Origin of the sequence: Moorena sp. SIO4E2, assembly GCF_010671945.1 — a bacterium.
GTDB lineage: Bacteria > Cyanobacteriota > Cyanobacteriia > Cyanobacteriales > Coleofasciculaceae > Moorena > Moorena producens.
Map to the genome: position 1 here is coordinate 1 of NZ_JAAHIE010000038.1, position 23,466 is coordinate 23,466.

Annotated in this window: 16 protein-coding genes; 10 read left to right on the forward strand and 6 right to left on the reverse strand. The window is 45.2% G+C overall.

The window, feature by feature from the left end:
• Positions 1-106: 106 nt before the first annotated feature.
• Positions 107-1,492, reverse strand: coding sequence for a hypothetical protein (locus F6K37_RS07215; RefSeq protein WP_008179429.1), 1,386 nt, complete (start codon positions 1,490-1,492; stop codon positions 107-109).
• Between the two features lie 719 nt (positions 1,493-2,211).
• Between F6K37_RS07215 and F6K37_RS07220 the strand changes: the two genes are divergently transcribed.
• Complete coding sequence (locus F6K37_RS07220; RefSeq protein ID WP_008179432.1) at positions 2,212-3,246, forward strand: hypothetical protein; 1,035 nt, start codon at positions 2,212-2,214, stop codon at positions 3,244-3,246.
• Between the two features lie 36 nt (positions 3,247-3,282).
• On the opposite strand, the gene F6K37_RS07225 is transcribed toward F6K37_RS07220, so the two are convergent.
• Positions 3,283-3,570, reverse strand: a complete 288-nt coding sequence (locus F6K37_RS07225) for a hypothetical protein (RefSeq protein ID WP_287249201.1) — start codon at positions 3,568-3,570, stop codon at positions 3,283-3,285.
• 89 nt (positions 3,571-3,659) lie between these two features.
• Here F6K37_RS07225 and F6K37_RS07230 point away from each other — a divergent pair, with 89 nt between their 5' ends.
• From F6K37_RS07230 to F6K37_RS07240, 3 genes are all read left to right on the forward strand, one after another.
• Entirely contained in the window at positions 3,660-6,101 is a 2,442-nt protein-coding gene (locus tag F6K37_RS07230) for an AMP-binding protein (RefSeq protein WP_008179434.1), read from the forward strand.
• Positions 6,102-6,112: 11 nt separating this feature from the next.
• The gene (locus F6K37_RS07235) at positions 6,113-12,958 is read left to right on the forward strand and encodes a type I polyketide synthase (RefSeq protein WP_063747918.1); all 6,846 of its coding nucleotides are present in this window, start codon (positions 6,113-6,115) and stop codon (positions 12,956-12,958) included.
• Positions 12,959-13,153: 195 nt separating this feature from the next.
• Complete coding sequence (locus F6K37_RS07240) at positions 13,154-14,077, forward strand: DUF6208 family protein (RefSeq protein ID WP_287249204.1); 924 nt, start codon at positions 13,154-13,156, stop codon at positions 14,075-14,077.
• A gap of 223 nt (positions 14,078-14,300) precedes the next feature.
• Here the strand turns inward: F6K37_RS07240 and F6K37_RS07245 are convergent, their stop codons facing one another.
• Both F6K37_RS07245 and F6K37_RS07250 read right to left on the reverse strand, forming a co-directional pair.
• Positions 14,301-14,777, reverse strand: coding sequence for a VOC family protein (locus tag F6K37_RS07245; protein WP_287249205.1), 477 nt, complete (start codon positions 14,775-14,777; stop codon positions 14,301-14,303).
• Positions 14,778-15,328: 551 nt separating this feature from the next.
• Entirely contained in the window at positions 15,329-16,189 is an 861-nt protein-coding gene (locus F6K37_RS07250; RefSeq protein WP_287249208.1) for a sensor histidine kinase, read from the reverse strand.
• A 515-nt stretch (positions 16,190-16,704) separates the two neighbouring features.
• Between F6K37_RS07250 and accA the strand changes: the two genes are divergently transcribed.
• From accA to F6K37_RS07270, 4 genes are all read left to right on the forward strand, one after another.
• Positions 16,705-17,679, forward strand: a complete 975-nt coding sequence (gene accA / locus F6K37_RS07255; RefSeq protein ID WP_008179444.1) for an acetyl-CoA carboxylase carboxyl transferase subunit alpha — start codon at positions 16,705-16,707, stop codon at positions 17,677-17,679.
• Between the two features lie 633 nt (positions 17,680-18,312).
• Positions 18,313-19,041 carry an SDR family oxidoreductase gene (locus tag F6K37_RS07260; RefSeq protein WP_008179450.1) on the forward strand — a complete coding sequence of 243 codons (729 nt, stop codon included), beginning with the start codon at positions 18,313-18,315 and terminating at the stop codon, positions 19,039-19,041.
• Between the two features lie 121 nt (positions 19,042-19,162).
• Entirely contained in the window at positions 19,163-19,885 is a 723-nt protein-coding gene (gene folE, locus F6K37_RS07265; RefSeq protein ID WP_008179451.1) for a GTP cyclohydrolase I FolE, read from the forward strand.
• A 180-nt stretch (positions 19,886-20,065) separates the two neighbouring features.
• Positions 20,066-20,197, forward strand: a complete 132-nt coding sequence (locus F6K37_RS07270; protein WP_287249212.1) for a hypothetical protein — start codon at positions 20,066-20,068, stop codon at positions 20,195-20,197.
• 79 nt (positions 20,198-20,276) lie between these two features.
• On the opposite strand, the gene F6K37_RS07275 is transcribed toward F6K37_RS07270, so the two are convergent.
• Positions 20,277-20,474, reverse strand: a complete 198-nt coding sequence (locus F6K37_RS07275; RefSeq protein WP_008179452.1) for a hypothetical protein — start codon at positions 20,472-20,474, stop codon at positions 20,277-20,279.
• A gap of 948 nt (positions 20,475-21,422) precedes the next feature.
• Between F6K37_RS07275 and F6K37_RS07280 the strand changes: the two genes are divergently transcribed.
• Complete coding sequence (locus tag F6K37_RS07280; protein ID WP_008179453.1) at positions 21,423-21,653, forward strand: helix-turn-helix domain-containing protein; 231 nt, start codon at positions 21,423-21,425, stop codon at positions 21,651-21,653.
• Positions 21,628-21,834 (forward strand): hypothetical protein, encoded by a 207-nt coding sequence (locus F6K37_RS07285; protein ID WP_287249214.1) that lies wholly within the window; start codon positions 21,628-21,630, stop codon positions 21,832-21,834. Before F6K37_RS07280 ends, F6K37_RS07285 begins: the two co-directional genes overlap by 26 nt.
• Positions 21,835-21,988: 154 nt before the next feature.
• Here the strand turns inward: F6K37_RS07285 and F6K37_RS07290 are convergent, their stop codons facing one another.
• Complete coding sequence (locus tag F6K37_RS07290; protein WP_044492192.1) at positions 21,989-23,461, reverse strand: zinc ribbon domain-containing protein; 1,473 nt, start codon at positions 23,459-23,461, stop codon at positions 21,989-21,991.
• Positions 23,462-23,466: the final 5 nt, after the last annotated feature.

Sequence of the window (23,466 nt, forward strand, 5' to 3'; positions counted from 1 at the left end):
TGTTGTGTTTTCTATTAAACACAGATTTATGCGCCTTGAGCGGAACAAAACCTATCTTGGCCTTGGGAGATACCCCCTGGCTGCGAGAGCAGCTTGCATTAGTGGGCTAAAATCTGCAAAGTAGATTTTGGTAGCTAAAAAGTATCGGACTTAATTGAAACGAAGCCTTGGCAAACTTGACTTCACCTAAAACTTCTAAGTTAGTTAGGGGCTGGGGGTTTTGTCCCTCTGCCTCTGGCACTTGAGTCCGATTAGGTTCAGATTTTTGTTCTGGTTGCGATTCCTTGGCTTTATCATCTGCCTCAGCCACTTGAGTGGCGGTAGAGTCAGGTTTTTGTTCTGGTTCAGTCACGGTTTTTTCCGGTTCTGATTCCTTAGCTTGATCCGCTTCAGTGTTAGAGGAATCCTCAGATTTAGCCGCAACTTCTGGCTTTTCCTCACCTTTTCCTGGAACTGAAGCCTCAGTGTTATTATCTGCCTCAGCTACTTGAGTGGCGGTAGAGTCAGGTTTTTGTTCTGCTTCAGTAAGCGATACAGCGCGGTCTTGGGGAGGGAGCGCGGTCTTGGGGGTTTCCCCACTCGCTATTGTATCAAGAACGGTTTTTTCCGGTTGTGATCCCTGCGCTTGATCCGCTTCAGTAGAATCATCTACTTGAGGTTGAGCCGCAACTTCCGGCAGATTCTGATCAGTGGGAAGGGTTGTAGCTATACTTTGCTCAGCTGTTGGGGGCAGATAGTTAGCGGTAAACAGTTCTGTGGTATTAACAGGAACATCTTTTGCTTTACCCGAAGCTACCAACACTCCCGCAGTTTCCCCTATTATTGTTGCAAAAGTTCCTGATTTCATCCAATCTTTCGCCTCAGTTGCTGTAAAAAACTGCATTCCGTTACTGGCAGTTTCCCCATCCCTGAGATTAGCTTTCTCTACCTGGTCGTAGTATGTTTCTACAAAATCTTGGATCTCTTTGGGATTGGATTTCAGGATACGCTCAGAGGCCACTACTACATCTAAGTTGGGTTGATTACCATCTGTTTGCTCTGTTCGGTTCAACAGAGCAACGATTTTGCCGTTAGGCTTGTGAGTCAGGAATTGGTCTAAGCTAGTGCCAATCAGATCAGCTTGTTCCTGACCCAGAGCTGCTGCACGAGTTTCCTGGTCTGACTCTTGAGCATAATTGAAACCAATCCCCCGCTTAACCAGAGCGTCTCGGAAGTTAGCACTACTGAGGATTGAATAACCACGGTCGGTATCCCCTAATCCCTTAAGGTTAAGGTTTGTTTGAGCATCAGCATTCTCGGTTGCATTCTCTGTTGTCGTAGAAGATGTAGTAGAAGAGTTGACATCTTCTATAGACGGAGTACTAATAGGCTTTAATTGCAAGGAGCGAGAGTTAGAGCTACTTACCCACCAGGCTGCACCGATGAGTAAAGCAAATGCTAATGCCAAGCTCCCTGGGATTATTTTATTGTCAGTAGTTTTCTTTTGATTCATCTTGATGCACCTCTCATACTCTTGCTATGTTGGCTATAATTTACCACCTTTGTTGCCAATTATTTCAGGCTTAATAAAAGTACATGTGGGTGAGGAAATTTTGTACTGGTTTTTAGGGATTAGGAAATAGGTAACAATAATTTAATTTAGATGTACCTCAGGCTTACTAGGAAACGCTATAGTAGTCTTTTGTAGTCTTTTTTCGATTTTATCTATTTTGCATTATAGCGGTTATAAGTTGATGCTGATTAGACGAGTAAGGGCGCACAATGTAAGCCCTTAAAATTAATTTATGTAATTGATTGAGGTTATAATAATTATTATAAATATTCGTAAATAGATTTAAGTTAATGTAAATTTAAGACAAAAAAAAATAGTTAATGAGAGGATAAATTGCCGTAAAAAAGCAATACTTAGTAAGGATTATAATAAAATTTTTACAAGGCTTGAAAAAACTAGTGATGGCGTAAAAATTTTAGTGATTGAGTAGCCTAGAAGATTCCAGACTAGTTGTGCGATCGCATTAAATCCCATTAACTAGGTTTACGGTCAAACTCGGATCTTAAAAGCAACCAAACTAATGACTAACGACTAATAACCTATACATCTGGTGTATTATGCCAGACAATAAATTCACACTCATCTAGGGGTAGCGTACAGTCCTATAATTCGGAAACCGTGCAATAATCGTGTTTACCGTGACTGGATAATCTTTCCCTATGGTGCAAGTGCCTGACTCTACCGCCGAACTCGCTGCCCTGCTCAACGAACCCATGGATCTGGATTTCCAACTCCCGGACCCAGAGGATGAAGAAATTCAGGAAACCGACTTTGAACAGCTAGTGGATTACGCTTGGCGAGTATGCGATCGCTTTGACTTACAGACCGATATCTGGCGGGGACGGATTCTACGAGTAGTAAGAGACAGGGAGAAAAAAGGGGGTGAAGGAAGGGGAGCTGGATTTTTAAATTGGCTCAAAAGTCGGGAAATCGGCAAGAGTCAGGCTTACTCCCTGATTGAACTGGCTAACAGTGCCGATACTCTGTTAATCGAGGGTCAGCTTAGTCATGATGCCATTAATAACTTCAGTAAACGGGCATTTGTGGAAACAGCTAAGTCGGCTCCCGAAGTCCAGCAGCTGGTGACAGAACGAGCTCAACAAGGCGATCGCATCACCCGCCGGGAGGTCAAACAGGCATCTGATCAATGGACTGCCATGTCCTCAGAATTACTACCAGAGGAAGTTAAAGAAAAATCCGCTGAAGGGGGTCTCCCATCCAGTTACCTAGCCCCATTGGTCAAAGAGATGGAAAAGCTGCCAGAAATCCACCTGATTCCATTACAAGAGGCAATTGCTACTAACCCAGATGTGGACACAGTTAAACACGTGACCTCAGATGCCCGTTGCTTAGCCAAGTATCTAGATGCATCTGCCCAAGTCCAAGCTATCAATCACACATCCTTGGATATGGAACTGGCTTTAGATGAAGCGCTACGGCTTGAGTGTTTAAACACTGCTGCTGATTTAGTGAAACAAGCCTTGGCACTAGAAAAGACTGTTGGCAAACTCTATACCACCTGGAAGCGTTTAGGTAGTCTGTCAGACCGATTGTATGTGGATACCGGGTCAAGTACTCCCCACTTGCGATTGCTGCTGACCTGTATGGATCGTCTAGCGGGTGACGTGATTGAAGTTCCTTTGGACGAGAGTGGAGAGCAGCTGATTCGCCTGAAAGTCATGACTGAAACGTAAGCTATCAGCAATCAGCTGTCAGCCGTCAGCCGTAACTCAGACCTTACGTTCGCGTAGCGCTGCCTTTGGCCTTAGCTTACCTCTTTTATTCAAAATCACATCAAGTAGCGTGGACACAAGTCCTTGGCTGAATGCTGATAGCGGAATGCTGATAACGGAATGCTGATAGCGGAATGCTGATAGCGGAATGCTGATAACAGAATGCTGATAACGGAATGCTGATAACGGAATGCTGATAGCGGAATGCTGATAGCGGAATGCTGATAGCGGAATGCTGATAGCGGAATGCTTACCTCCAATGACTAAGGGGAATTGGTATTTCATTAAGCTATTGGCCAATAATGCCCATCTTAATAGATAATAAACGATTGTTGTAGTCTAGAAAAAGGCTGAAGAAATCTATCGATCAGGGGATGGGCGACGATTTGGCTGTGAAAATAAGGCGTGCAGGGATGAAAGACAGTTTAGATCAGATGAGCGAGAATATACAAAAATTTTCTACCTTAGTAGACCTGCTACGTTACCGAGCAATACACCAGCCGGATCAGATAATCTATACATTTCTACTGAACGGGGAAACCCCAGACCGCTACCTTACCCATAAACAGTTAGACAACCACGCCCAAGCGATCGCATCCGAGCTTCTACACCAGAACGCTAAAGGGGAGCGAGCGTTGCTACTCTATCCACCCGGTTTAGAGTTTATCACAGCCTTCTTCGGCTGCTTGTATGCGGGAGTGTTAGCCGTTCCTGCTTATCCCCCCCGCTCCAATCAAAATTTGTCCAGGCTAGAGGCAATTGTGGCAGATGCTCAGGCCAAATTTGCCCTCACTACTACCCCTCTATTAGAGAAAATAGAGACTCAGCTAGCTGAAAATTCCGCCAACAAGCAACTGAAGTGGCTGGCTACTGACAATCTGCCTACGCACCAGGAATCCGATTGGCAGCACCCGGACTCTAAGGGTCGCGTCGCGCGTGACCCGCGCGCTAAGACACAACCGCCCGTGCGCCAAACAAGCAACACCCTGGCTTTTCTACAGTACACCTCTGGCTCAACGGGTAAACCCAAAGGAGTGATGGTTAGCCACGGGAATTTGTTATACAACTCAGCTTTGATTAATCGGTGTTTCCAAGATACACCCCAAAGCAGAGGATTATCTTGGTTACCCGCTTACCATGATATGGGACTGATTGGCGGCATCCTACAACCCCTTTATGTTGGTCTTCCCATCATCCTGATGGCTCCAGTAGATTTCCTCCGCAAGCCTTACCGCTGGCTAAAAGCAATTTCAAAATATCAGGTGACTACCAGTGGTGCTCCGAATTTTGCCTATGAGCTGTGTGTGCAGAAAATTACCCCTAAGCAATTAGAAACCCTAGACCTGAGCAGTTGGCAAACGGCCTTTACTGGTGCAGAGCCGGTTCGAGCCTCGACATTAGAGCGATTTGCTCAAAAATTTGCCCCTTGTGGCTTCCGTCGGGAAGCATTTTACCCCTGTTATGGCATGGCAGAAACCACATTATTAGTCACTGGGGGCTTGAAAGACCAACCTCCAGTGGTAAGGGAATTTGAAGGGGAAGCTCTTGAACAAAATCGAGTGGTTCCCGTGCCAGAAAATCGTCTCAATCAGTCTAATGGTCAGTCTAATGGTAATGTGCCGACTCGAATCCTGGTCGGGTGTGGGCGGACTTGGTTAAATGAAAAAATTGCGATCGCACACCCCCAATCCCTCACCCAAGTCGAAGCCGGTGCTGTCGGAGAGATTTGGGTAAAAGGGCCAAGCGTTGCTCAAGGCTATTGGAATCAACCAGAGGTGACGGAAAAAACCTTTAATGCCTATCTAGCTGATACCGGTTCAGGACCATGGCTGCGCACTGGTGACTTAGGATTTATCCAGGATGGTGAGTTGTTTGTAACAGGTCGTCTCAAGGATTTAATTATTATCCGGGGTCGCAACCATTATCCCCAAGACATAGAATTGACCGTAGAAAAAAGTGATCCGGCTCTTCGCCCTGCCTATGGCGCAGCTTTTTCTGTGGAAGTGGAACAGGCTGAGCAATTGGTTATTGTCCAAGAAGTCTCCAGGAATTACCTGCGGAAACTAGATGTAGATCAAGTGGTTGAAGCCATCCGCAGTGCCATCTCCCAAGAATACCAGCTTCAAGTCTATGCTGTGTTATTGCTCAAGACCAATAGTATTCCCAAGACATCCAGTGGCAAAGTACAGCGCCATGCTTGTCGAGCTGGATTTCTAAACAATAGCTTGACAGTTGTAGGGCAATCGAGCTTGGCGCAGCAGCCAACCATTGCCCCAACCAAACCAGAAAAAGAACCCACTACTAATACTATCGGCCTTCAGCAAACCCGCCATACACTTCAAAAGTGGATAGTAGATTGGCTAGCGCGAGAAACAAAACTTCCTGCCAGGTCTATTAACATCAGCAAGTCTTTTGCTGATTATGGTCTAGATTCAGTAACAGCAGTCGAACTAGCTAATGATCTCGAAGAATGGTTAGGGGTGCCTCTGTCTCCTACACTGGCTTATGATTATCCCAATATCGAGTCCCTTGGCCAATATCTGGCCACAGTAAGTCAACAAAGCAACTCAAACCAGGGGGACAGCCCAAGAAAAATCGAACCGAGAGTGTCGAGTGCAGGTAGTGAGATGCAACAATTATGGGAGGCACAGTTCCAGAATCTGGATCGGTTCACCTCGACACCCTTTTATCGTTCACCGGTGACGGTTCAATCGATTTCCTCCAGTGGTGATCAAGAGGTAGACCAACTCTTAGCTGAGTTGGAAATGCTTTCAGAAGCACAAATCCAAGAAATTCTGGGAAAACCCATCAAATAGTTCCTAGATCTATGTTTCGATCTATGTTGCCAGTGGATGATATTGCTAAGCGGATTGCCAATCTCTCCCCCGAAAAACGCGCCCTTCTTGAGTTGCAGCTGCAAAAGAGGAAAGGGTTAAAAGAACCTATTGCTATTATCGGGATTGGCTGCCGCTTTCCAGGTGCCTCTTCCCCAAACTCCTTCTGGCAACTGCTCAAAAATGGTGTGGATGCTATTACTGAAGTGCCACCAGACCGTTGGGATATCCAGAAATTTTACGACGGGGATCCCACCGCACCAGGCAAAATGTATTGCCGTTATGGTGGTTTCCTAGGGCATGTTGATCAATTTGATCCAGAATTCTTTGGCATTGCTCCTCGGGAAGCTACCTATATCGACCCCCAGCAGCGACTACTGTTGGAAGTAATTTGGGAAGCACTAGAGGATGCAGGCCAAGTGCCTAGCCAAATCAGTGGAAGCCAAACGGGGGTCTTTGTTGGCATTTCCACTAATGATTATGGTCAGCTGCTCCTCCAAAGTCCAGAGGTGGTGGATACCTATACCAATACTGGTGTAGCTTCCACTATGGCAGCTAATCGCATTTCCTACCTACTGAATTTAAAAGGGCCAAGTCTAACGGTTGATACCGCTTGCTCCTCATCCCTAGTGGCAATTCATTTGGCTTGTCAGAGTATATGGAATGGTGAGTCAACCCTAGCCCTAGCAGGGGGAGTGAATTTGATGCTAACCCCAGTGGTGACGGTTGGGTTGAGTAAGTTAACGGCTTTATCTCCTGATGGTCGCTGTAAGGCATTTGATTCCCGTGCCAATGGCTTTGTCAGGGGCGAGGGGGCTGGGGTGATAGTAGTAAAGCCCCTATCCAAAGCCCTGATCGATAAAGATCCAATTTATGCTGTGATTCGAGGCAGTGCGGTTAACCAAGATGGGCGCACTAATGGGCTAACGGCTCCTAGTAGAGATGCTCAGGAAGCTGTTCTAGTCTCGGCCTACCAGCAAGCGGGCATTTCACCGTCAGATGTGCAGTATGTAGAAACCCATGGAACCGGAACCCTACTGGGAGACCCGATTGAAGCGATGGCCTTGGGAAATGTCCTAAAACGCGATCGCCTTTGGCGCGGCTTCGCCGATCGCGAAGCGGTTCTTTTGGAACATAACTCTGATAACAACTCTGATAACAACTCTGATAACAACTCTGATAACTACGGTGCGTTATCCGGTGCGTTATCCGGTGCGTTATTAACGCACCCTACCAACAAGCCTGTTGCTATTGGCTCGGTCAAATCTAATATCGGTCATCTAGAAGCAGCTGCTGGTATTGCTAGTTTGATCAAAGTCGCCCTATCCCTCAAGCACCAAGAACTTTTACCAAGCCTCCATTTCCAGGAGCCAAATCCCCATATTCCCTTTGATGAACTGCCCCTGCGAGTACAGCAGCAGTGGGAGCCTTGGCCATGGGATGTTATTCCGCCATTTGCTGGTGTAAGTTCTTTCGGTTTTGGAGGAACCAATGCTCATGTGGTGCTACAAGGAGCGCCAGACTTGACAAAAGCGACAAGTAATGATAAAGAAAAAAAATCTCAAGATCAAAACGATCAAGAGCAAAACTATCATCTATTTACCTTGTCTGCCAAAACGGCAACCGCCCTGCAAGCCCTAGGAAAGCGATACATAGACTTCATAGCATCTGAGCCATCAAGCACACTGGCAGATATTTGTTTGACCAGCAATAAAGGGCGATCGCATTTTAACTATCGTCTAGCCCTCCTAGTCCAATCCACTGACCAGTTGCAGCAACAACTGACCAAGTTGACACAAAGCGAAACGATTTCGGATAAAATAGCACAAAATAGCCCTACTCCCCCCGAAATCGTTTTCCTCTTTACCGGTCAAGGCTCTCAGTATAGTGGTATGGGACGGCAACTCTACGAAACCCAACCAATATTTGCTGGCTATCTCGACCAATGCGCCGAAATTCTGCAATCCTATTTAGAACAGCCGTTACTGGATGTGCTGTATGCGGAAATCTTCAGCGACAACAGTGACAACTCAACATTAAATCAAACGGCCTACACCCAACCAGCATTATTTGCTCTAGAATACTCCCTGGCTCAGTTATGGCGGTCTTGGGGCATCGAACCAACCGTGGTTATGGGTCATAGTGTTGGGGAATATGTGGCAGCAACTGTAGCAGGAGTCTTTAGCTTAGAAGATGGGCTAAAGCTGATTGCCCAAAGAGCGCGTTTGATGCAACAGTTGCCAGAAGGTGGTGAGATGGCGGTGGTGTTGACCAATGAGCAGCAGGTAACTGAGGCAATTCAAGCCCTATCCGACAAAGTCTCAATCGCTGCCATTAACGGTCCGGAAAATATTGTGATTTCTGGGGAAAGTGAGGCGGTTCAAACCGTGATAGCCCGACTACGCTCTCAAAAGGTCAAATCACTAAAGTTGCCAGTCTCTCATGCCTTCCATTCTGCCCTCATGCAACCAATGGTGGCAGATTTTGCCCAGGTATTATCGGAAATATCCTTACATCCCCCGCAAATAGAGATAATCTCGAATCTAACTGGAAAATTAGCTACTGCCGCGATCGCTACGACCGAGTATTGGTGTGACCATGTCCGTGGGTCCGTTAAATTTTACCAGAGCATGGAAACCCTGTATCAACAGGGTTATCATCTGTGTGTGGAAGTAGGACCGAAGCCTAGCCTATTGGGAATGGGCAAAGCCTGCTTACCGAAAGGAAAGCTCACAGCTATACCAAGTTTGCGCCCAGGAAAACCAGATAGTCAGCAAATGCTGGAAAGTTTGGCAAGCCTATATAAACATGGCGCATCAGTAGACTGGGGAAGATTCCATCAGCATAACCCCGGTCGTCTAGTTTCCCTACCCACTTATCCTTTTGAACGGCAACGGTATTGGCTAGATACCACTTCAGTAAAACCATTATCCCCGATTTCCTATGGCCAACTATCCACTCCCTCCTATGGGGATTGGTTGTATGAGATAGCATGGCGACCTAAGGATGTAGATTCATCTGATGTATCTACTGATATATCTACATCTAGTACAACTTGGTTGATTTTTGCTGATCAAGGCGGCTTTGGAGAAACATTTGGAGAAACATTAATTCAACAGCTGGAAGCAAAATGCCAAAAGGTTTTGCTAATTTCCCGTGGTTCAAGCTATGAACAATTACAAGCAAACCATTACCAAATTAACCCAGCGCAACCGCAACAGTTTCAGCGTCTGTTAGCTCAAGAAGTCGAATCCCTAACAGCAACATCTGTGATTGTGGTTCATATGTGGAGTTTAGATACTCCCGCACTGGACGGATTCCAAACATTTCCCCTAGATGTAACCTTAGAAAACGGTTGTGGTAGTGTCTTGCATCTGCTGCAAGCTTTGGTGAAAGCAGAATTAGCTCAATCCCCCCGTCTGTGGTTAGTTACCGAGGGCACCCAACCGGCAGGTAAGACAAAAAAATCCTTACGGATTGCCCAGTCTCCCCTATGGGGTTTAGGTGCTGTTATTGCCCAAGAACATCCGGAACTCTGGGGAGGGATAATAGACCTAGAACCAAGCCAAGACTCAGCACTGAGCACTGAGCAGCACTACCAAGAGCAATCATTAATGGTGCTCAAGCAGATATTACGGCCAGAGGGAGAAAACCAATTGGTTTTGAGGGATGGACAAACCTATGTGCCTCGACTGATTCATCAACAGCAACAGTCCCAACTTGCTAGCTCACCATTGCAGCTAAAACCAGATAGCACCTATTTAATTACTGGTGGTTTGGGGTCACTGGGGTTAAAGGTAGCTGAATGGATGGTAGGCAAGGGCGCAAGGTATTTAGTACTGGTAGGACGAAGCCAACCAAATCCTAGGGCGTCAGAAATAATAAAGAAATTAGAAGAACAAGGTGTGATGGTAGTCCTGGAGCAGGTGGATGTATCCCAGGAAGCACAAGTTAGGGACTGTCTCAACAGAATTCAGGTTTCCCTACCCCCCCTCAAAGGAATTATCCATGGTGCAGGGGTCCTAGAGGATGGGGTGCTGCTGCATCAAGATTGGGCAAAATTTGCCAAGGTGATGAAACCGAAGGTTGAGGGAGCCTGGAATTTACACAGGTTGACTCAGGATATAGCCCTAGACTTATTTGTACTATTTTCTTCGGCTACTTCTATCCTAGGTACCCCTGGTCAAGGAAACTATTCCGCAGCTAACGGATTTTTAGATAGCCTAAGCCATTATCGACAAGGCCAAGGTAGCCCAGCTTTAAGTATTAATTGGGGACCTTGGGCTGAGATGGGTTTAGCCGCTGGCGTCGGTAAACGGATGGCAATGCTGGGAATCGAGCCAATTCAAGCACCACAGGGATTACAGATACTCGAACAACTTCTTCTGGCACAAGATGGGGCTCAGGTGGGGGTATTACCGGTGGAGTGGTCAAAGTTAAAAGAACGACTACCGATAGAGTTACCGTTATTCCTATCAGAGGTAATCACAACAGAAACACTACCGCCTCAGGGGGATGGGGAAAACGACAATTCTGGGATTTTTGATCAACTGCTCGCCAGTACAACAACCCAACGGGAAGAGTTATTAAAAGATTACCTTAAGCAACAGATTGCTAAGGCTTTAGGGATAAGTCGGGAAATCTCAGGGTCGAGCAACCTGATGGATTTGGGTGCTGATTCCTTAATGATTGTAGAGGTACTCAATTCTTGTAAGAAAGACCTGAAGATAACTCTTTATCCTAGGGAGTTTTATGAGCGACCAACGATTACGGCTCTAGCTGAGTACTTGGCTTTGGAGATGGAACGGCTTCATCAGCCCCAGCCAACCCAAACCTCATTGACCACTACTAGTCTCTCAGATATTAAGAATTGGGCTAATCCTTGGGCATGGAATAACAATAGCGAACGCAATTTTACCAAACCCAGCCAGCGCAATCGGAGCATGGTGTTTTTGCTCTGTAGCCCTCGGTCAGGCTCTACGTTACTGCGGGTGATGCTAGCTGGTCATCGGGATTTATTCTGTCCACCAGAATTACACCTATTGCCCTTTGACACTATGGCTGAGCGCAATCAATCCCTAGGTTCAACTCACTTAGGAGAAGGGTTAGCGCGAGCTTTCATGGAAATCATGAACCTAGATGCCGAAGCAAGTACAACACTGGTAGAGGAGATAACGGAGCAAGATTGGTCAATTCAGAAGGTTTATGGCAGGTTACAGGAACTAACGGGTAAACGTACTCTTGTGGATAAGTCTCCTACCTATGCTGGCAGTCTGGAAACCCTAAGGCACGCGGAAGATTTATTTGAAGAAGCGAAGTATATTCATCTGGTACGTCATCCCTATGCTGTAATTGATTCGTTCGTGAAAAATCGGATGGATAAAATCCTTGGTTTTGATGAGGTGGACCCTTATTGGCTAGCAGAGCAAGTTTGGACAACCTGTAACCGTAATATCCTAGACTTCTTCGAGGAAATTGCACCATCTAATCATCATTTAGTGTATTACGAGGAACTAGTCAAGCAACCTGCTTTGGTGATGGCAAAGTTGTGTGAGTTTCTGGGTATTCCTTTTGATGAGGCGGTTTTAGAACCCTATCAAGGTCAGCGGATGACCGATGGCGTTCATCCCCAATCCCTACCGGTAGATGACCCCAATTTCCGCAACCATAACCAAATTGATTCGACTTTGGGAGAAGTTTGGCGGCAAATCCAGTTGCCCCGGCCTTTGGGGAAATTTGCGGAAGAGGTGGCGACACGGTTAGATTATCAATTGCCGTTACTGGTTGAACCTTCAGCCCAACCAGCCAACCTACCCGACTCGAACCCGAAGGGCGAACAACCTTCTAACCTTCAACCTTCTAACCTTCAACCTTCTAACCTTCAACCTTCTAACCTTCAACCTCCTAACCTTGGCCAAAAGGCCACGCTACGCGAAGAACTTGAACCGATGCAAGAGTCTTATCTAGACGTGCGGGGTTTACAGCTTTGTCTGTGTAGTTGGGGTCCGGCGGATGGAGAATTAATCCTATGTGTCCATGGTGTGTTAGAACATGGAGCGGCTTGGGAAGAAATTGCCCGTCCCTTAGCAAGTATGGGATATCGAGTCGTTGCACCTGACCAGCGAGGCCATGGACTTTCCCAGCATGTAGGTATGGGAGGGTCTTATCAATTAATTGACTACTTAGGGGATTTGGATGCGATCGCCTTTGGCACGGCAGAGCCGAACGCAAAGGCACTGACAGACCAGCCATTTATTCTAGTCGGTCATTCCATGGGGGCTGTAGTTGCTGCCACCTTTGCCAGTGTCAGACCGGAAAAGGTCAAATCCTTACTATTGCTGGAGCCCGTGCTACCAGGAGAACAGAAGGACGATCAAACCGCTCAAAATATAGCAACCCACTTAGATTATCTAGCATCCCCACCCCAACACCAGGTCTTTGCGGATATCGAAGCTGCTGCTAATCGTCTGCGCCGCTTAACCCCCAACCTCTCTGAAGAATTAGCTTTAAAACATGCTCAGCGACTTACCGAACCTTTTGATGGTGGTGTACGTTGGCGCTGGGATCCAAGACTGCAAATTCGTACGGGAATTGGTTTAAGTGGAACAGGTTTTAATCGGGATAAATACACACAGCTACTGAGTCAAATTAAAGCTCCCACTACCTTAGTTTATGGCAATAATAGCAACTTTAACCGACCCGAAGACCTAGCCTTACAACAAGCTGCAATACCTCACGCTAAAACAGTCAAACTATCAGGAGGACATAACCTCCATGTCGATGCACCAGATGCTATAGTTGCAATTATCGCCGAAAAGCGATTAAACCTGAAAAATTAAAAATTGAAAAGGTAACAAGTAACAGGTAAAAGGTAACAGCTAAATTTAACAATATCCATTACCAACTATAGCATTTTTCATAGCTATGAGGTACACATTATTTTTTCCCTATTGCCTCTTGCCTCTTGCCTATTGCCTATTGCCTCTTGCCTATTGCCTCTTCCCTGCTCCCTGCTCCCTCCGCTATACTAACAAATGACTAATTTAGAGCTTTTCTGGGAAATACCCTTATCCATACTCTCTTTCATATTTTCCCGCATCCTAAGATTTGTGATGCAAACCATCGGAGGATACTTTACCTCCAAAAAAAACACTAAAAATCTCCAGTGGCAACTCGTATCAGCCGAGTTTTTAAAAAAGCCCATCAAATTAATTTGGGCAATGAGTCGAGCTCGTTGGAATCTTCACGCTATTATTTCTCTAGTTGGACCGATTGAAGTCAAAGAAGTAATTAGCTTTGATGCCAGTGCAGCTAAACAATCAGCCCAATCCTGGACATTAGTAGTTTACAGTCTACCAGATTTTGAAACCATCACGAATATCAGCTCCCTGACCGTATCCGGAGAAAACCAATGGGAATCCGTGAGCTTGAAACCAGGTAAATACTTATTAGGTTTGCGGTATTATCACTGGTCAGACACAGTAGAGCAACCTACTGTTAAAGCAGATGGTGTTAAAGTCGTAGATGCCAAGCAAATTCACGCCCCTACTGATATCAACAGCTTTTACCGTGACCTAATTAAACGAAAAAATTGGCTTCATGTCTGGTTAAATTATTATGTCTTCAACCTGTTGCACTTTAAGCAATGGTTACCCCAGGCATTTGTTAAAAAAGTATTCTTACCTGTACCGAATCCAGAAACCAAGTTTTACTATGGTGCCTTGAAAAAAGGAGAATCGATTAAATTTAAACTAGCACCATCCCTGTTAACAAGCCATGATCTTTACTACAGCTTGTACAGCCGTGAATGCTTTCCTCTAGATTGGTACAAAATTACTGAAGCGGAACATAAAACATCTGCTAGTGATCAGAAATCTATTTATATTGTTCGGATTCATCCGAAATTTGAGCGAAACGCTTTATTTGAAAATAGTTGGGTGAATATAGCCGTTGTTTGAAGTTGCGTAGGGTGCGTTAGGGGCGGACTTGTCCTTATTTTTACGGTAGCCAGCGTTGGGATAGTCCGCACCGTAACGCACCACCAAAAGGCTCGCTAATCGGCGTTTTTGAACAGAGCTATCCGCCGTAACCCACCAATATTCTGTGACTTAAGGGGTAATTAGATTTACCTTATAAACAGTCACTGAAAAGTTAATACCAACTACTAGTCAAGACCAATTACTACCCTTGCTGGCGAAGAGTTAAGCTGTTGCCGTCAAAATCCTTAAAGAATGCTAATAGAACTCCTCCACCAACATCTTGAATCGGTGACACATCAATCCCTTCAGAGATGAGGAAATACCTAGCTTTCTCTATATCTTTTACAACTAGTGTTAGTACGGCTTCTCCCGTTCCTGTAGGTTGGCCTTCGTAGACGCCAATTTTGGTGCCAGGCAGGTTGGGGTAAAAGAACTGCGTCCAACGGTCTGTATCCTGGGAATGATCCCATTCCATGCCCAAAAGCTCATGGTAAAAGAAGATGGCGTGGTCGAGATTGGCGACATTTACTTTAGATACATAGCCCGTTACCAGCTGATCCATAGGGGATTGAGCAACTGCGGTGCTTGTCCATCCAGAACTTAACAGAACAAAAACACTGATCAGTGCGATGACTGTTGCTGTCTTGAGCTTTTGCAATAATTTTTGCATCATTTTCATTTTTAGGTTATCCTTATCTAACCTTTTTTGGTGTAGTCTACTCCTAGGACATCTAAATTTGAGTTTAGATTTCCTAGAGCAATCTTCAGAGGCTAAGCCGTGTTAGAACTAGACCTCTCTCTAAAGCTCATCTAAAAATCAGAAAATTTAAATGTCCGTTAGCTTCAGTTTTATTAACTTCAGCCAACCAAAAATCATTATACACAGACTTATAGAAAGAAGACATAACCTTAACCAAATAAGTAACAAATATTAACATTTTTTTCTAGTCATAGTTCTAAATCCTAGACGGAGGAAAGGATTCAGGATTTTTAAATAAGCGACGCATCAAGACAAGGACTTGACAATTTTTGCGAAACTTAGTAAAGGGTACTTTACATTAATAATTATTTAAGTTTTACTTAAACTTGTCATTATCTTGGGCTCCAACCAATTAGTCTCTCTAGTAATTAAAAGATTCAGTAATTTTCGGTAAAGTACTTGACAAATCAGGATGATATGTTACGATTATATGTTAATATTTAAAGCGGAGCGCTATAGGATTTAGGATATTACTCTGAAACTATCTCGATTGGCAACACTACTGTAAATTTCGTCTTTCCAGGCACCGACTCCACCTCAATCTGACCCTGATGTTTATCCACAATCTTTTTGACAATATCTAGCCCCAAACCACTCCCTTCTCCAGGGGGTTTAGTCGTAAAAAAAGGCTGAAATATTTTTGGTATAACCTCCGGGGGAATTCCTTTACCACTATCAGTGAAACTGACTTTTATCTGATCATCCTGCTGTCTGACATCAATGGTTAAGGTTCCCTTACTATCCATAGCTTGAATGCCATTGTGAATCAAGTTCGTCCAAACTTGATTAAGTTGGTCGGGATAGCAAAGAATAGCAGGCAAGGAATCGTCATAATTTCTGATTACATCCACACCGTATTTTAGTTGGTTATAATAGAGAGTTAAAATAGTATCAATCCCTTCAATAATATTTGCCTCTATCTTGTTACCACTAGAATCATCATGGGCATAAGTTTTCAGGGCAAACACCACTTTAGCAGCTCGTTCAGCAGCGGTAACAATGTTACGGGTACTCGTTTGGAGAGTAGCAAATTGATAGGCAGTTTGTAAAATTTTTTCTCCCTCTGGGTCTTTCAGTAGAGGCAACAAAGGGTCTAGGTCGTCCCAAACCCCAATTCCCACTAAAATATTGGCGAGTTTTGCTGCTTTCTCAATCGAGTGGGATGTCATCTGGCCGGTCAAGACTTTTCTAATTTGACGTTGTTCCCGAGTAGATAAAGGAGTCGTTTGTTGGCTAGACCGTTCTAGTAAGGTAAAGAAATCCGACTGACGTTCCTTGGAAAGTGCTTGAAAAAAGGAAGGTATAGCAGTGTCACGAATTTTCCTGATCAAAAATCCCAGGGAGTGTGGAAACCCCGCCTATGGGCGACCGGGGAAGAGAAATGAGAGACCGGGGCGGAAAAACGAGCCGGGGTATTTATTCCCCGTCAGCTTCTTATGATGTGGATATTCAATGGTATTACATCCCAATCTTCCCCATCCTCTTGTTCAGATCTCTATTTTCCCCAGTAATTCACCAATCTGGGAAAGTTTCCGGTCAATAGCAATGACAGTATGTCTAGATTTGGGGATTAAGCCAAGGCTGCACGAGATTAGCCCTACGCCTACTAATAATATCGTTGCCGTTTACATCGTCAATTGTAAACAGTGATGGGGAGATGGAGAGATGGTGGGATGGGGAGAGCGTCAATTGAGGCAAATCCAAGTTGTCAAAAATTCTAATGCTACGAGATTTGATATAAGAGAAGCGTGGGATTCGCATCTCATTTTGATGGTAAGCTAATCTTGAGTTATGGCCTGTAATCTGACCCAGAAACCCACTGACCATTGACTAATTACCAGTAACTATGTCACCAGCAAAAAACAGAACCTTTAGTCTCGACTTTGAAAAGCCACTGGTTGAGCTGGAAAAACGAATTAAGCAAATTCGGGAACTCGCAGAGGAAAACAATGTCGATGTTTCTGACCAAATCCGCCAACTCGAGACAAGAGCAATCCAACTGCGTCAGGAAATTTTCAATAGTTTATCACCAGGGCAACGGCTACAGCTAGCCCGTCACCCTAGGCGTCCAAGTACCCTCGATTATATTCAGGCAATTACTGATCAGTGGTTTGAGTTGCATGGCGATCGCGGTGGTTATGATGACCCAGCCCTAGTAGGAGGGATTGGCTCTTTGGCGGGTCGTGCTGTGGTAATATTAGGACATCAAAAAGGTCGGGATACTAAAGATAATGTAGCTCGCAACTTCGGGATGGCTTCCCCTGGGGGCTACCGTAAAGCGATGCGGCTGATGGAACACGCTAATCGCTTTGGTATGCCGGTTTTGACCTTTATTGATACCCCTGGTGCTTGGGCTGGTGTGAAGGCGGAAGAACTCGGACAAGGAGAAGCGATCGCTTATAACCTCCGAGAAATGTTTCGTCTGGATGTCCCCATTATGTGTACAGTTATTGGTGAAGGAGGTTCCGGCGGTGCTTTGGGAATTGGTGTTGGTGATCGGGTTTTGATGTTTGAAAACGCTGTCTACACTGTAGCTAGCCCAGAAGCTTGTGCCGCCATCCTTTGGAAAGATGCTAGCCAAGGACAGCAGGCAGCAGCAGCGTTAAAGATTACCGCTTGGGACCTCAAAGAATTAGGGATTATTGACAAAGTTTTATCGGAACCCATAGGGGGAGCTCATGGGGATCCCTTGGCAGCAGCCTCTATCCTCAAAGATGCCCTCTTGGAAAACCTGGCAGAACTAACTCAATTAACGGCTCAACAGCGCCGGGATTTGCGCTATCAGAAGTTCCGAAATATGGGTATTTTTGTAGAAAGTTAGTCTTGAAGGAGTGAACAGGTAAAGGGGCCAGATGTATATCTGCCAAGTGGCCAAGGCGTTGCTGCTCAACTGTTGATGATCTCAAGTATAGTTAGGTTCGTTAGCAATTACAGCTACCAACTTAAGGCGTGACAAGTGATATAGCTATATATAGCAAGGGGCTCATCCTCTGGGGCATTGAGCTAATCATGCTTGCCATTTTCTCCGATGTTTACCTTGGTAGCCCAATTACCAATTACCCTATCCCGATTTTTCTATCGTCAAAGTTTATTATTGACAGCCCACTTGGTAGCTCAATAGTTTGCCGATGATGATACAATTAACAAATGTTCACAATATTCTAAGGTAGTTAGTCAGTTTGCTAAACAATTTCGGACACACCGAAAACCTAGCTGTGCCTTTGGAGATTAACTGCCCTAAGGGCGTGTCTATAATCTCGGTGCCTAACCAACTCACTAAACCTAAGCTTAATTCGACTGGGTCAACCTCTGGTGACCTGGTAGCTGACCTAGCGAATTTAAAGCTAGCAGATTTAAACCAAATACCTGCCTTATGTGGGCATTTGCTTCGGAGCAATCCTGAGTTTTATCCAGACCGTAGAGAAGCATTTGTAACAAAATCTTGTAAAATTTGATGACATCGACGACTGTGGAGCGACGCGCCATAATTACTGGGGCGAGTAGTGGTATTGGCAAGGAAACAGCTTTAGCCTTTGCTAAGGCAGGAATCGATGTAGCCTTAGTCAGCCGTTCCCGGAAGAACTTAGAGATGGTTGCTGCTGCTGCTAGGGCGGCTGGGGTGGAAGCTAAGGTTTATCCATTTGATTTAGCTGAGCTGGAGCAGGTTAGATCTTGGATAGAAGAAATCACAACAGATTTTGCTCCGATCACTATTCTCGTCAATAATGCGGGAATGGCTTACACTAGATATCTCAGTGAGACACCGCTATCAGATTGGCAGCGCTTAATTGACCTTAATCTGACCAGTGTGTTTCAGTGCATCCAGGGGGTTCTGCCTGCTATGCGTGCCCAGCACCAAGGCACGATCATTAACGTGGCATCAATTGCTGCTAAGCAACCCTTGCCGGAATGGGGGGCTTACAGCGTTAGTAAGGCAGGTATGATTGCCCTGTCCAAGACTCTAGCAGCGGAGGAAAGCCGCCATGGTATCCGGGTAGTAAGCATTTGTCCAGGTGCAGTCAATACCCCTTTATGGGATGCAGATACAGTTCAGGTGCAATTAAATCGGTCAGGGATGTTGACCCCAGAAATTGTTGCCCAGTCAATTTTGCACACCGTCCAGCTACCACAACAGGCTGTGATCGAGTCGTTGACTCTGATGCCCAGTGCCGGGATTCTTTAGGGTATAGGTAATAATAGCACACTTTTGGTTAACTGAAAGGTTATTGCTGTGTCAATTTAACCTGTCCCTATGGTCTGGCAATATCAAGTTCATTTTTGTTTACAATCTAATCAGATTAATCATGACTATTGCTTCTTCCAATGGTTTCAAGCGTGTTGAATCTGTTTCAACTGCTAAAAGTATCAATGGTAATGAGAACAATCAGCTAGAGACCCGTCCTGACCGCAATACCCAGAATGGTCACCAGCCCAATTTACAACCTCCTTTGGAAGAACTGAACCAGGAGATGATCAACGCTGTAAGCACTATATTATTGGGTGTTGGTGAAGACCCGCAACGAGAGGGACTGCTCAAAACCCCTAAGCGGGTAGTCGAGGCAATGCGATTCTTGACTGGTGGTTACAACCAGTCTTTAGAGGCAATAGTCAACGGGGCAATTTTTGACGAAGGTCACAATGAAATGGTACTCGTCCGGGATATCAATTTCTTTAGCCTCTGTGAACACCACATGTTGCCATTTATGGGTAAGGCTCACGTCGCCTATATCCCTAACCAAAAAGTGGTAGGACTGAGTAAAATAGCCCGTGTGGTCGAGATGTATGCACGGCGACTGCAAGTCCAGGAACGGCTGACTCGCCAGATTGCCGAAGCCATTCAAGCTGTCCTAGATCCCAAGGGTGTGGCTGTGGTTATGGAAGCTACCCATATGTGCATGGTGATGCGCGGTGTGCAAAAACCAGGGTCTTGGACCGCCACCAGTGCGATGGTCGGGATTTTTCAAGAGGATCAAAAAACTCGTGAGGAATTTCTAAACCTAATTCGTCATCAGCCGAATTTCTTTTAGGGGTTTGACTTAAACGGTTAACTAATCCTACTCAAAAAGTCATTAGTCATTAGTGATTAGAACTCTGGGAAAATTAACGTTTAGCTCAGACATGACAAGGAGTAGAGGCATGATTTTCACCAGAGTTCTATTAGTCCAATGTGAACAACATACATTAGTAACTGTAGTTACTGATGACAGATGGTAAGCTATAGCGCGTGTCGCGTATCAGCTAATGCGCTACGCGCACGCTACGCGAACAGCGAAAGGCCTTTCGCCACGCTACCGGAACAGTTTATGCCCATAGCGCACGCTACACCGAACAGCTTTTGAATAAAATAAGCTGACGGCTGATAGCTGACGGCTGAATGCTTACGACAGATGAGTAATGACTAATGACTTACCTTAGCCACTAGTTAACAACATCCTCCCTAATAGTCTCCACATCAAACATAATGGAAAATTTTGCCTCAGGCATCATCTGCTTTAAAACTCGTAGATGTTCTTCAGCATTGCCGCGCCGTCTGAATCGGCCAACGGTGATATTGCTGAGCTTGGGTTGCAAAAGGACAATGATCCAGGGATTGAGCTTTTCTCTATAATTCAACATAGGTTTTCCTTATAGGTTTTCCTTGAGACACTTGAATTTGGAGCCAAATTAGCTTCCACTACCATCAGCGACCCATCTTAGACGTTGGGAAGCTCGTACCATGGGGTAACCCATGTGCGGACGCTTACTTAGGGAAACAGCCCCTCATCATGAGCGGGCAGGATTGATGACCGGGTTATTAGTACATATGTACTAATTTGGGGGTGAAATTGAACGCAGCCTGACAGTTCTGCTGATTTTTTGTCTAATTCTTCTCACTTTTTGTCTAATCAGTTATAATAGACGAGCAAGTAATGGTGAATTAAAGTCTATTAAAGTTGATGACCAAAGCCGAAAATGCACTGGTTAAGGACAGTGGAAATCAAACCTCCTGTGGATAAAGCAATCAAAATCAGAAATTTGACGGTGGGGCATCCCGTCAGAAGTAAAGCTTGCCTTATACCCGAACACGGAAGCGTTTCTGTAAGGAAATAGCGATGGCTGGGGTTGGCGAGAAGCCTACACCTATCGATAGAGAGGTTTGGTAAATGTCACCGTAATTAGTTGCGGGTTAGATTGCCCTGATGAGGCAAGTCTGCAGGTGTTGAAGCGGCTTACTTTCGATTGCGCGATGATTTGCCTCTAGCTTGGCATAGCTTGGGGAATATTAGCTGTTTGGTGCAAACATTTTACAGAAAATTTATCTACGGTATGGTTAGTGGTAAGGTATTTTACTGAACTAGCTAATAACCCTATGTGAGGTCGCCAAACTGCTTGCTGCTGTCTGGCAAACAAGAAAAGGGCAGAAAACAAAGTTAACTGCCCTATTTTAATTAGGGCTTACGCAATTTAGCCATCGACACAGGACATGTAGGTTTTAGAGGGTAACAATAACACTACATGTAGAGTTCATCCGCAAGCCCTATTTAAGCAAACCGTTCAAGTTTTCTTGAACAATAACAATTTATTATGAAAAGCCAAGAAGATCAACCTCTAACCCTGGTAAAACTCAGGGAACATGTCAATCTGACTCAAATGAAATTAGCCATTGCTGTTGGTGTCAGCATTACGACGATTAGTGACTGGGAAAATGGCAAAGCCGAACCACGTTTAAAGCACGTCAGGCTCCTGATTGAAATACTGGGTTGTTCTTTCGAGGAACTTTGTGAAGCCTTTGACCAAGCAAAACAACGTCGTTAGTAAAGCGACGGGTGCGCGGTCAAAGGGAGCCAGTGTGTTCAAAGGGAGCCAGTGCGGTCTTGAGGGGGACTCCCAAGACCGCACTGCATCCGATCTCCCGACTCCGATCTCCCGACTCCGATCTCCCGACTCCGATCTCCCGACTCTCATTAACCCAGGACTTTCTACCTCACCCAATTGAGAACTGCTATTATATATAAACCTATATATATACATAGGGAGACTCTTAAACCGGGAGAAATTGGGACAAGCCCGTACAATCCGGTCAAGGTGCATTTTATTGTTGTCTAAGTGAGGAGTGGTCATACAGTAATTGGAGTTAAACCTGCCACTCACTATTTAGACGTTCCTGACATCCCGGCCAGGAGCTGCTTGAAAGTCTGAGTTTTAGTATGTTTAGAGTCAAGCCATCCAAGCTCGACTGCATTAGCTAAACTCAGTCCCAACCCTTTCAAGTAACGCGCAGTACGACGCAACAACACTGCCTGAACCTCAGCCCTCGAAGAGAACCGAGAAATTTCGAAGTCCGTACCCCGAGCAAGGATGTTTTTGGCAGCATTGTGGTCAGCCTGCAACACGACCCCATCAAATCCGGTAAAATTGTCCCCAGTCCTTTTCCCTAATAGGGTTCCATTCCTAGAGTCAATTTGCGACGTGTAGCTAGGCTGAACTTCCGTGACAACCGATCCAGTCCAATTAGCCCATTTTTGTAAGGAATCTCGCATCAGTCCAATCATCCAGCTATTAAGCTTGCGAGACATGGCCTTGGACTGGCGCTTATTCGTAATTGGTTGTGTTAAATCTTCTGCAAAAACTTTTAATGCTTTTCCTCCAAGTAGTGACTTGGAGGCTTGGCCAATAACGGCGAGTATTTCACCAAGGTCTTTCCTGTAACGGCGGTTCTCAGTCTTTCTGCCAAGATTGTTCTCCAGGATTCGAGCAGACTTAGCCGGATCAATTTCTTCCAGCTTTCTGTGCAGTGCCCAAAGTTTTCCTCGGTTCCGGTTTTTTGCGCATATTCGATCTGATTTCTTTGACGCCAACCTGCCCAGACCTTTGCCATGAGCTTTCCCTTCCGAATCAAAGAAAGCCTCTGTGTACCCCTTATCAATTCCGATAGATGGACGCTCCAAAGGAACGTCAACTCTTCCATGATCTACCAGAAAATGAACTTCAAAACGCTGAAGCAACTGGTTGTGAATTAGTCGGATCTGCCCTTTGATCTTGCGGTTAGATCTGACTAGTACCTTGTTCCTTTTTCCTCTCTTGAGACCAGCTAATTCCAGTTGGTAGGTGTTTCGAGATACTCTCTTACACTTGTAGCCGCCTTGTTGGTAGACTATTTTATTTCGGATCCAAGAATGCCCTCTTTGGTACTCCTTTCTGACCAACCTATGGAGCAGTGGACTGTCCATGAAAGCCAAGGTCTTCAGTTGTAGGCATTGGTCTTTCCTGACCTTTAGATTGGCTTTTCCAGGAAACCTTTTATAAACCTTTTTGACAACAGCATCAATTGAGGCCGCTTGTTGAGCAGTGATAGCTTTTGCCACATCACTGACCGTCCATTCCATCAATTTAGAAGGCAGACCTAGTGAATCAGGAGTCCTGAAGGTTCTGACCTCGGGGTAGGACTTTTTCCAGTCGATTCCCCAGTGATTGATACTCCCTAATTTGTGATCAGATTCAGACCTAACAATCCCAAGGTTTTTCATAGTCGCTAGCAACTCATTTTCAACCGACTTGGTCATCCCCACTACGGGGACAATTTGAGTCGATATTTTCTTGTTTGTTGTTGACTGCTTTGGCATCGTTA

Coding starts and splice junctions, on each gene's coding strand:
- F6K37_RS07290 (WP_044492192.1), bottom strand. CDS start 23,461: ATGCCAAAGCAGTCAACAACAAACAAGAAAATATCGACTCAAATTGTC.
- F6K37_RS07230 (WP_008179434.1), top strand. CDS start 3,660: ATGGGCGACGATTTGGCTGTGAAAATAAGGCGTGCAGGGATGAAAGAC.
- F6K37_RS07275 (WP_008179452.1), bottom strand. CDS start 20,474: ATGTTGAATTATAGAGAAAAGCTCAATCCCTGGATCATTGTCCTTTTG.
- F6K37_RS07220 (WP_008179432.1), top strand. CDS start 2,212: ATGGTGCAAGTGCCTGACTCTACCGCCGAACTCGCTGCCCTGCTCAAC.
- F6K37_RS07280 (WP_008179453.1), top strand. CDS start 21,423: ATGAAAAGCCAAGAAGATCAACCTCTAACCCTGGTAAAACTCAGGGAA.
- F6K37_RS07215 (WP_008179429.1), bottom strand. CDS start 1,492: ATGAATCAAAAGAAAACTACTGACAATAAAATAATCCCAGGGAGCTTG.
- F6K37_RS07245 (WP_287249205.1), bottom strand. CDS start 14,777: ATGAAAATGATGCAAAAATTATTGCAAAAGCTCAAGACAGCAACAGTC.
- folE (WP_008179451.1), top strand. CDS start 19,163: ATGACTATTGCTTCTTCCAATGGTTTCAAGCGTGTTGAATCTGTTTCA.
- F6K37_RS07270 (WP_287249212.1), top strand. CDS start 20,066: ATGGTAAGCTATAGCGCGTGTCGCGTATCAGCTAATGCGCTACGCGCA.
- accA (WP_008179444.1), top strand. CDS start 16,705: ATGTCACCAGCAAAAAACAGAACCTTTAGTCTCGACTTTGAAAAGCCA.
- F6K37_RS07235 (WP_063747918.1), top strand. CDS start 6,113: ATGTTTCGATCTATGTTGCCAGTGGATGATATTGCTAAGCGGATTGCC.
- F6K37_RS07260 (WP_008179450.1), top strand. CDS start 18,313: ATGACATCGACGACTGTGGAGCGACGCGCCATAATTACTGGGGCGAGT.
- F6K37_RS07240 (WP_287249204.1), top strand. CDS start 13,154: ATGACTAATTTAGAGCTTTTCTGGGAAATACCCTTATCCATACTCTCT.
- F6K37_RS07225 (WP_287249201.1), bottom strand. CDS start 3,570: ATGAAATACCAATTCCCCTTAGTCATTGGAGGTAAGCATTCCGCTATC.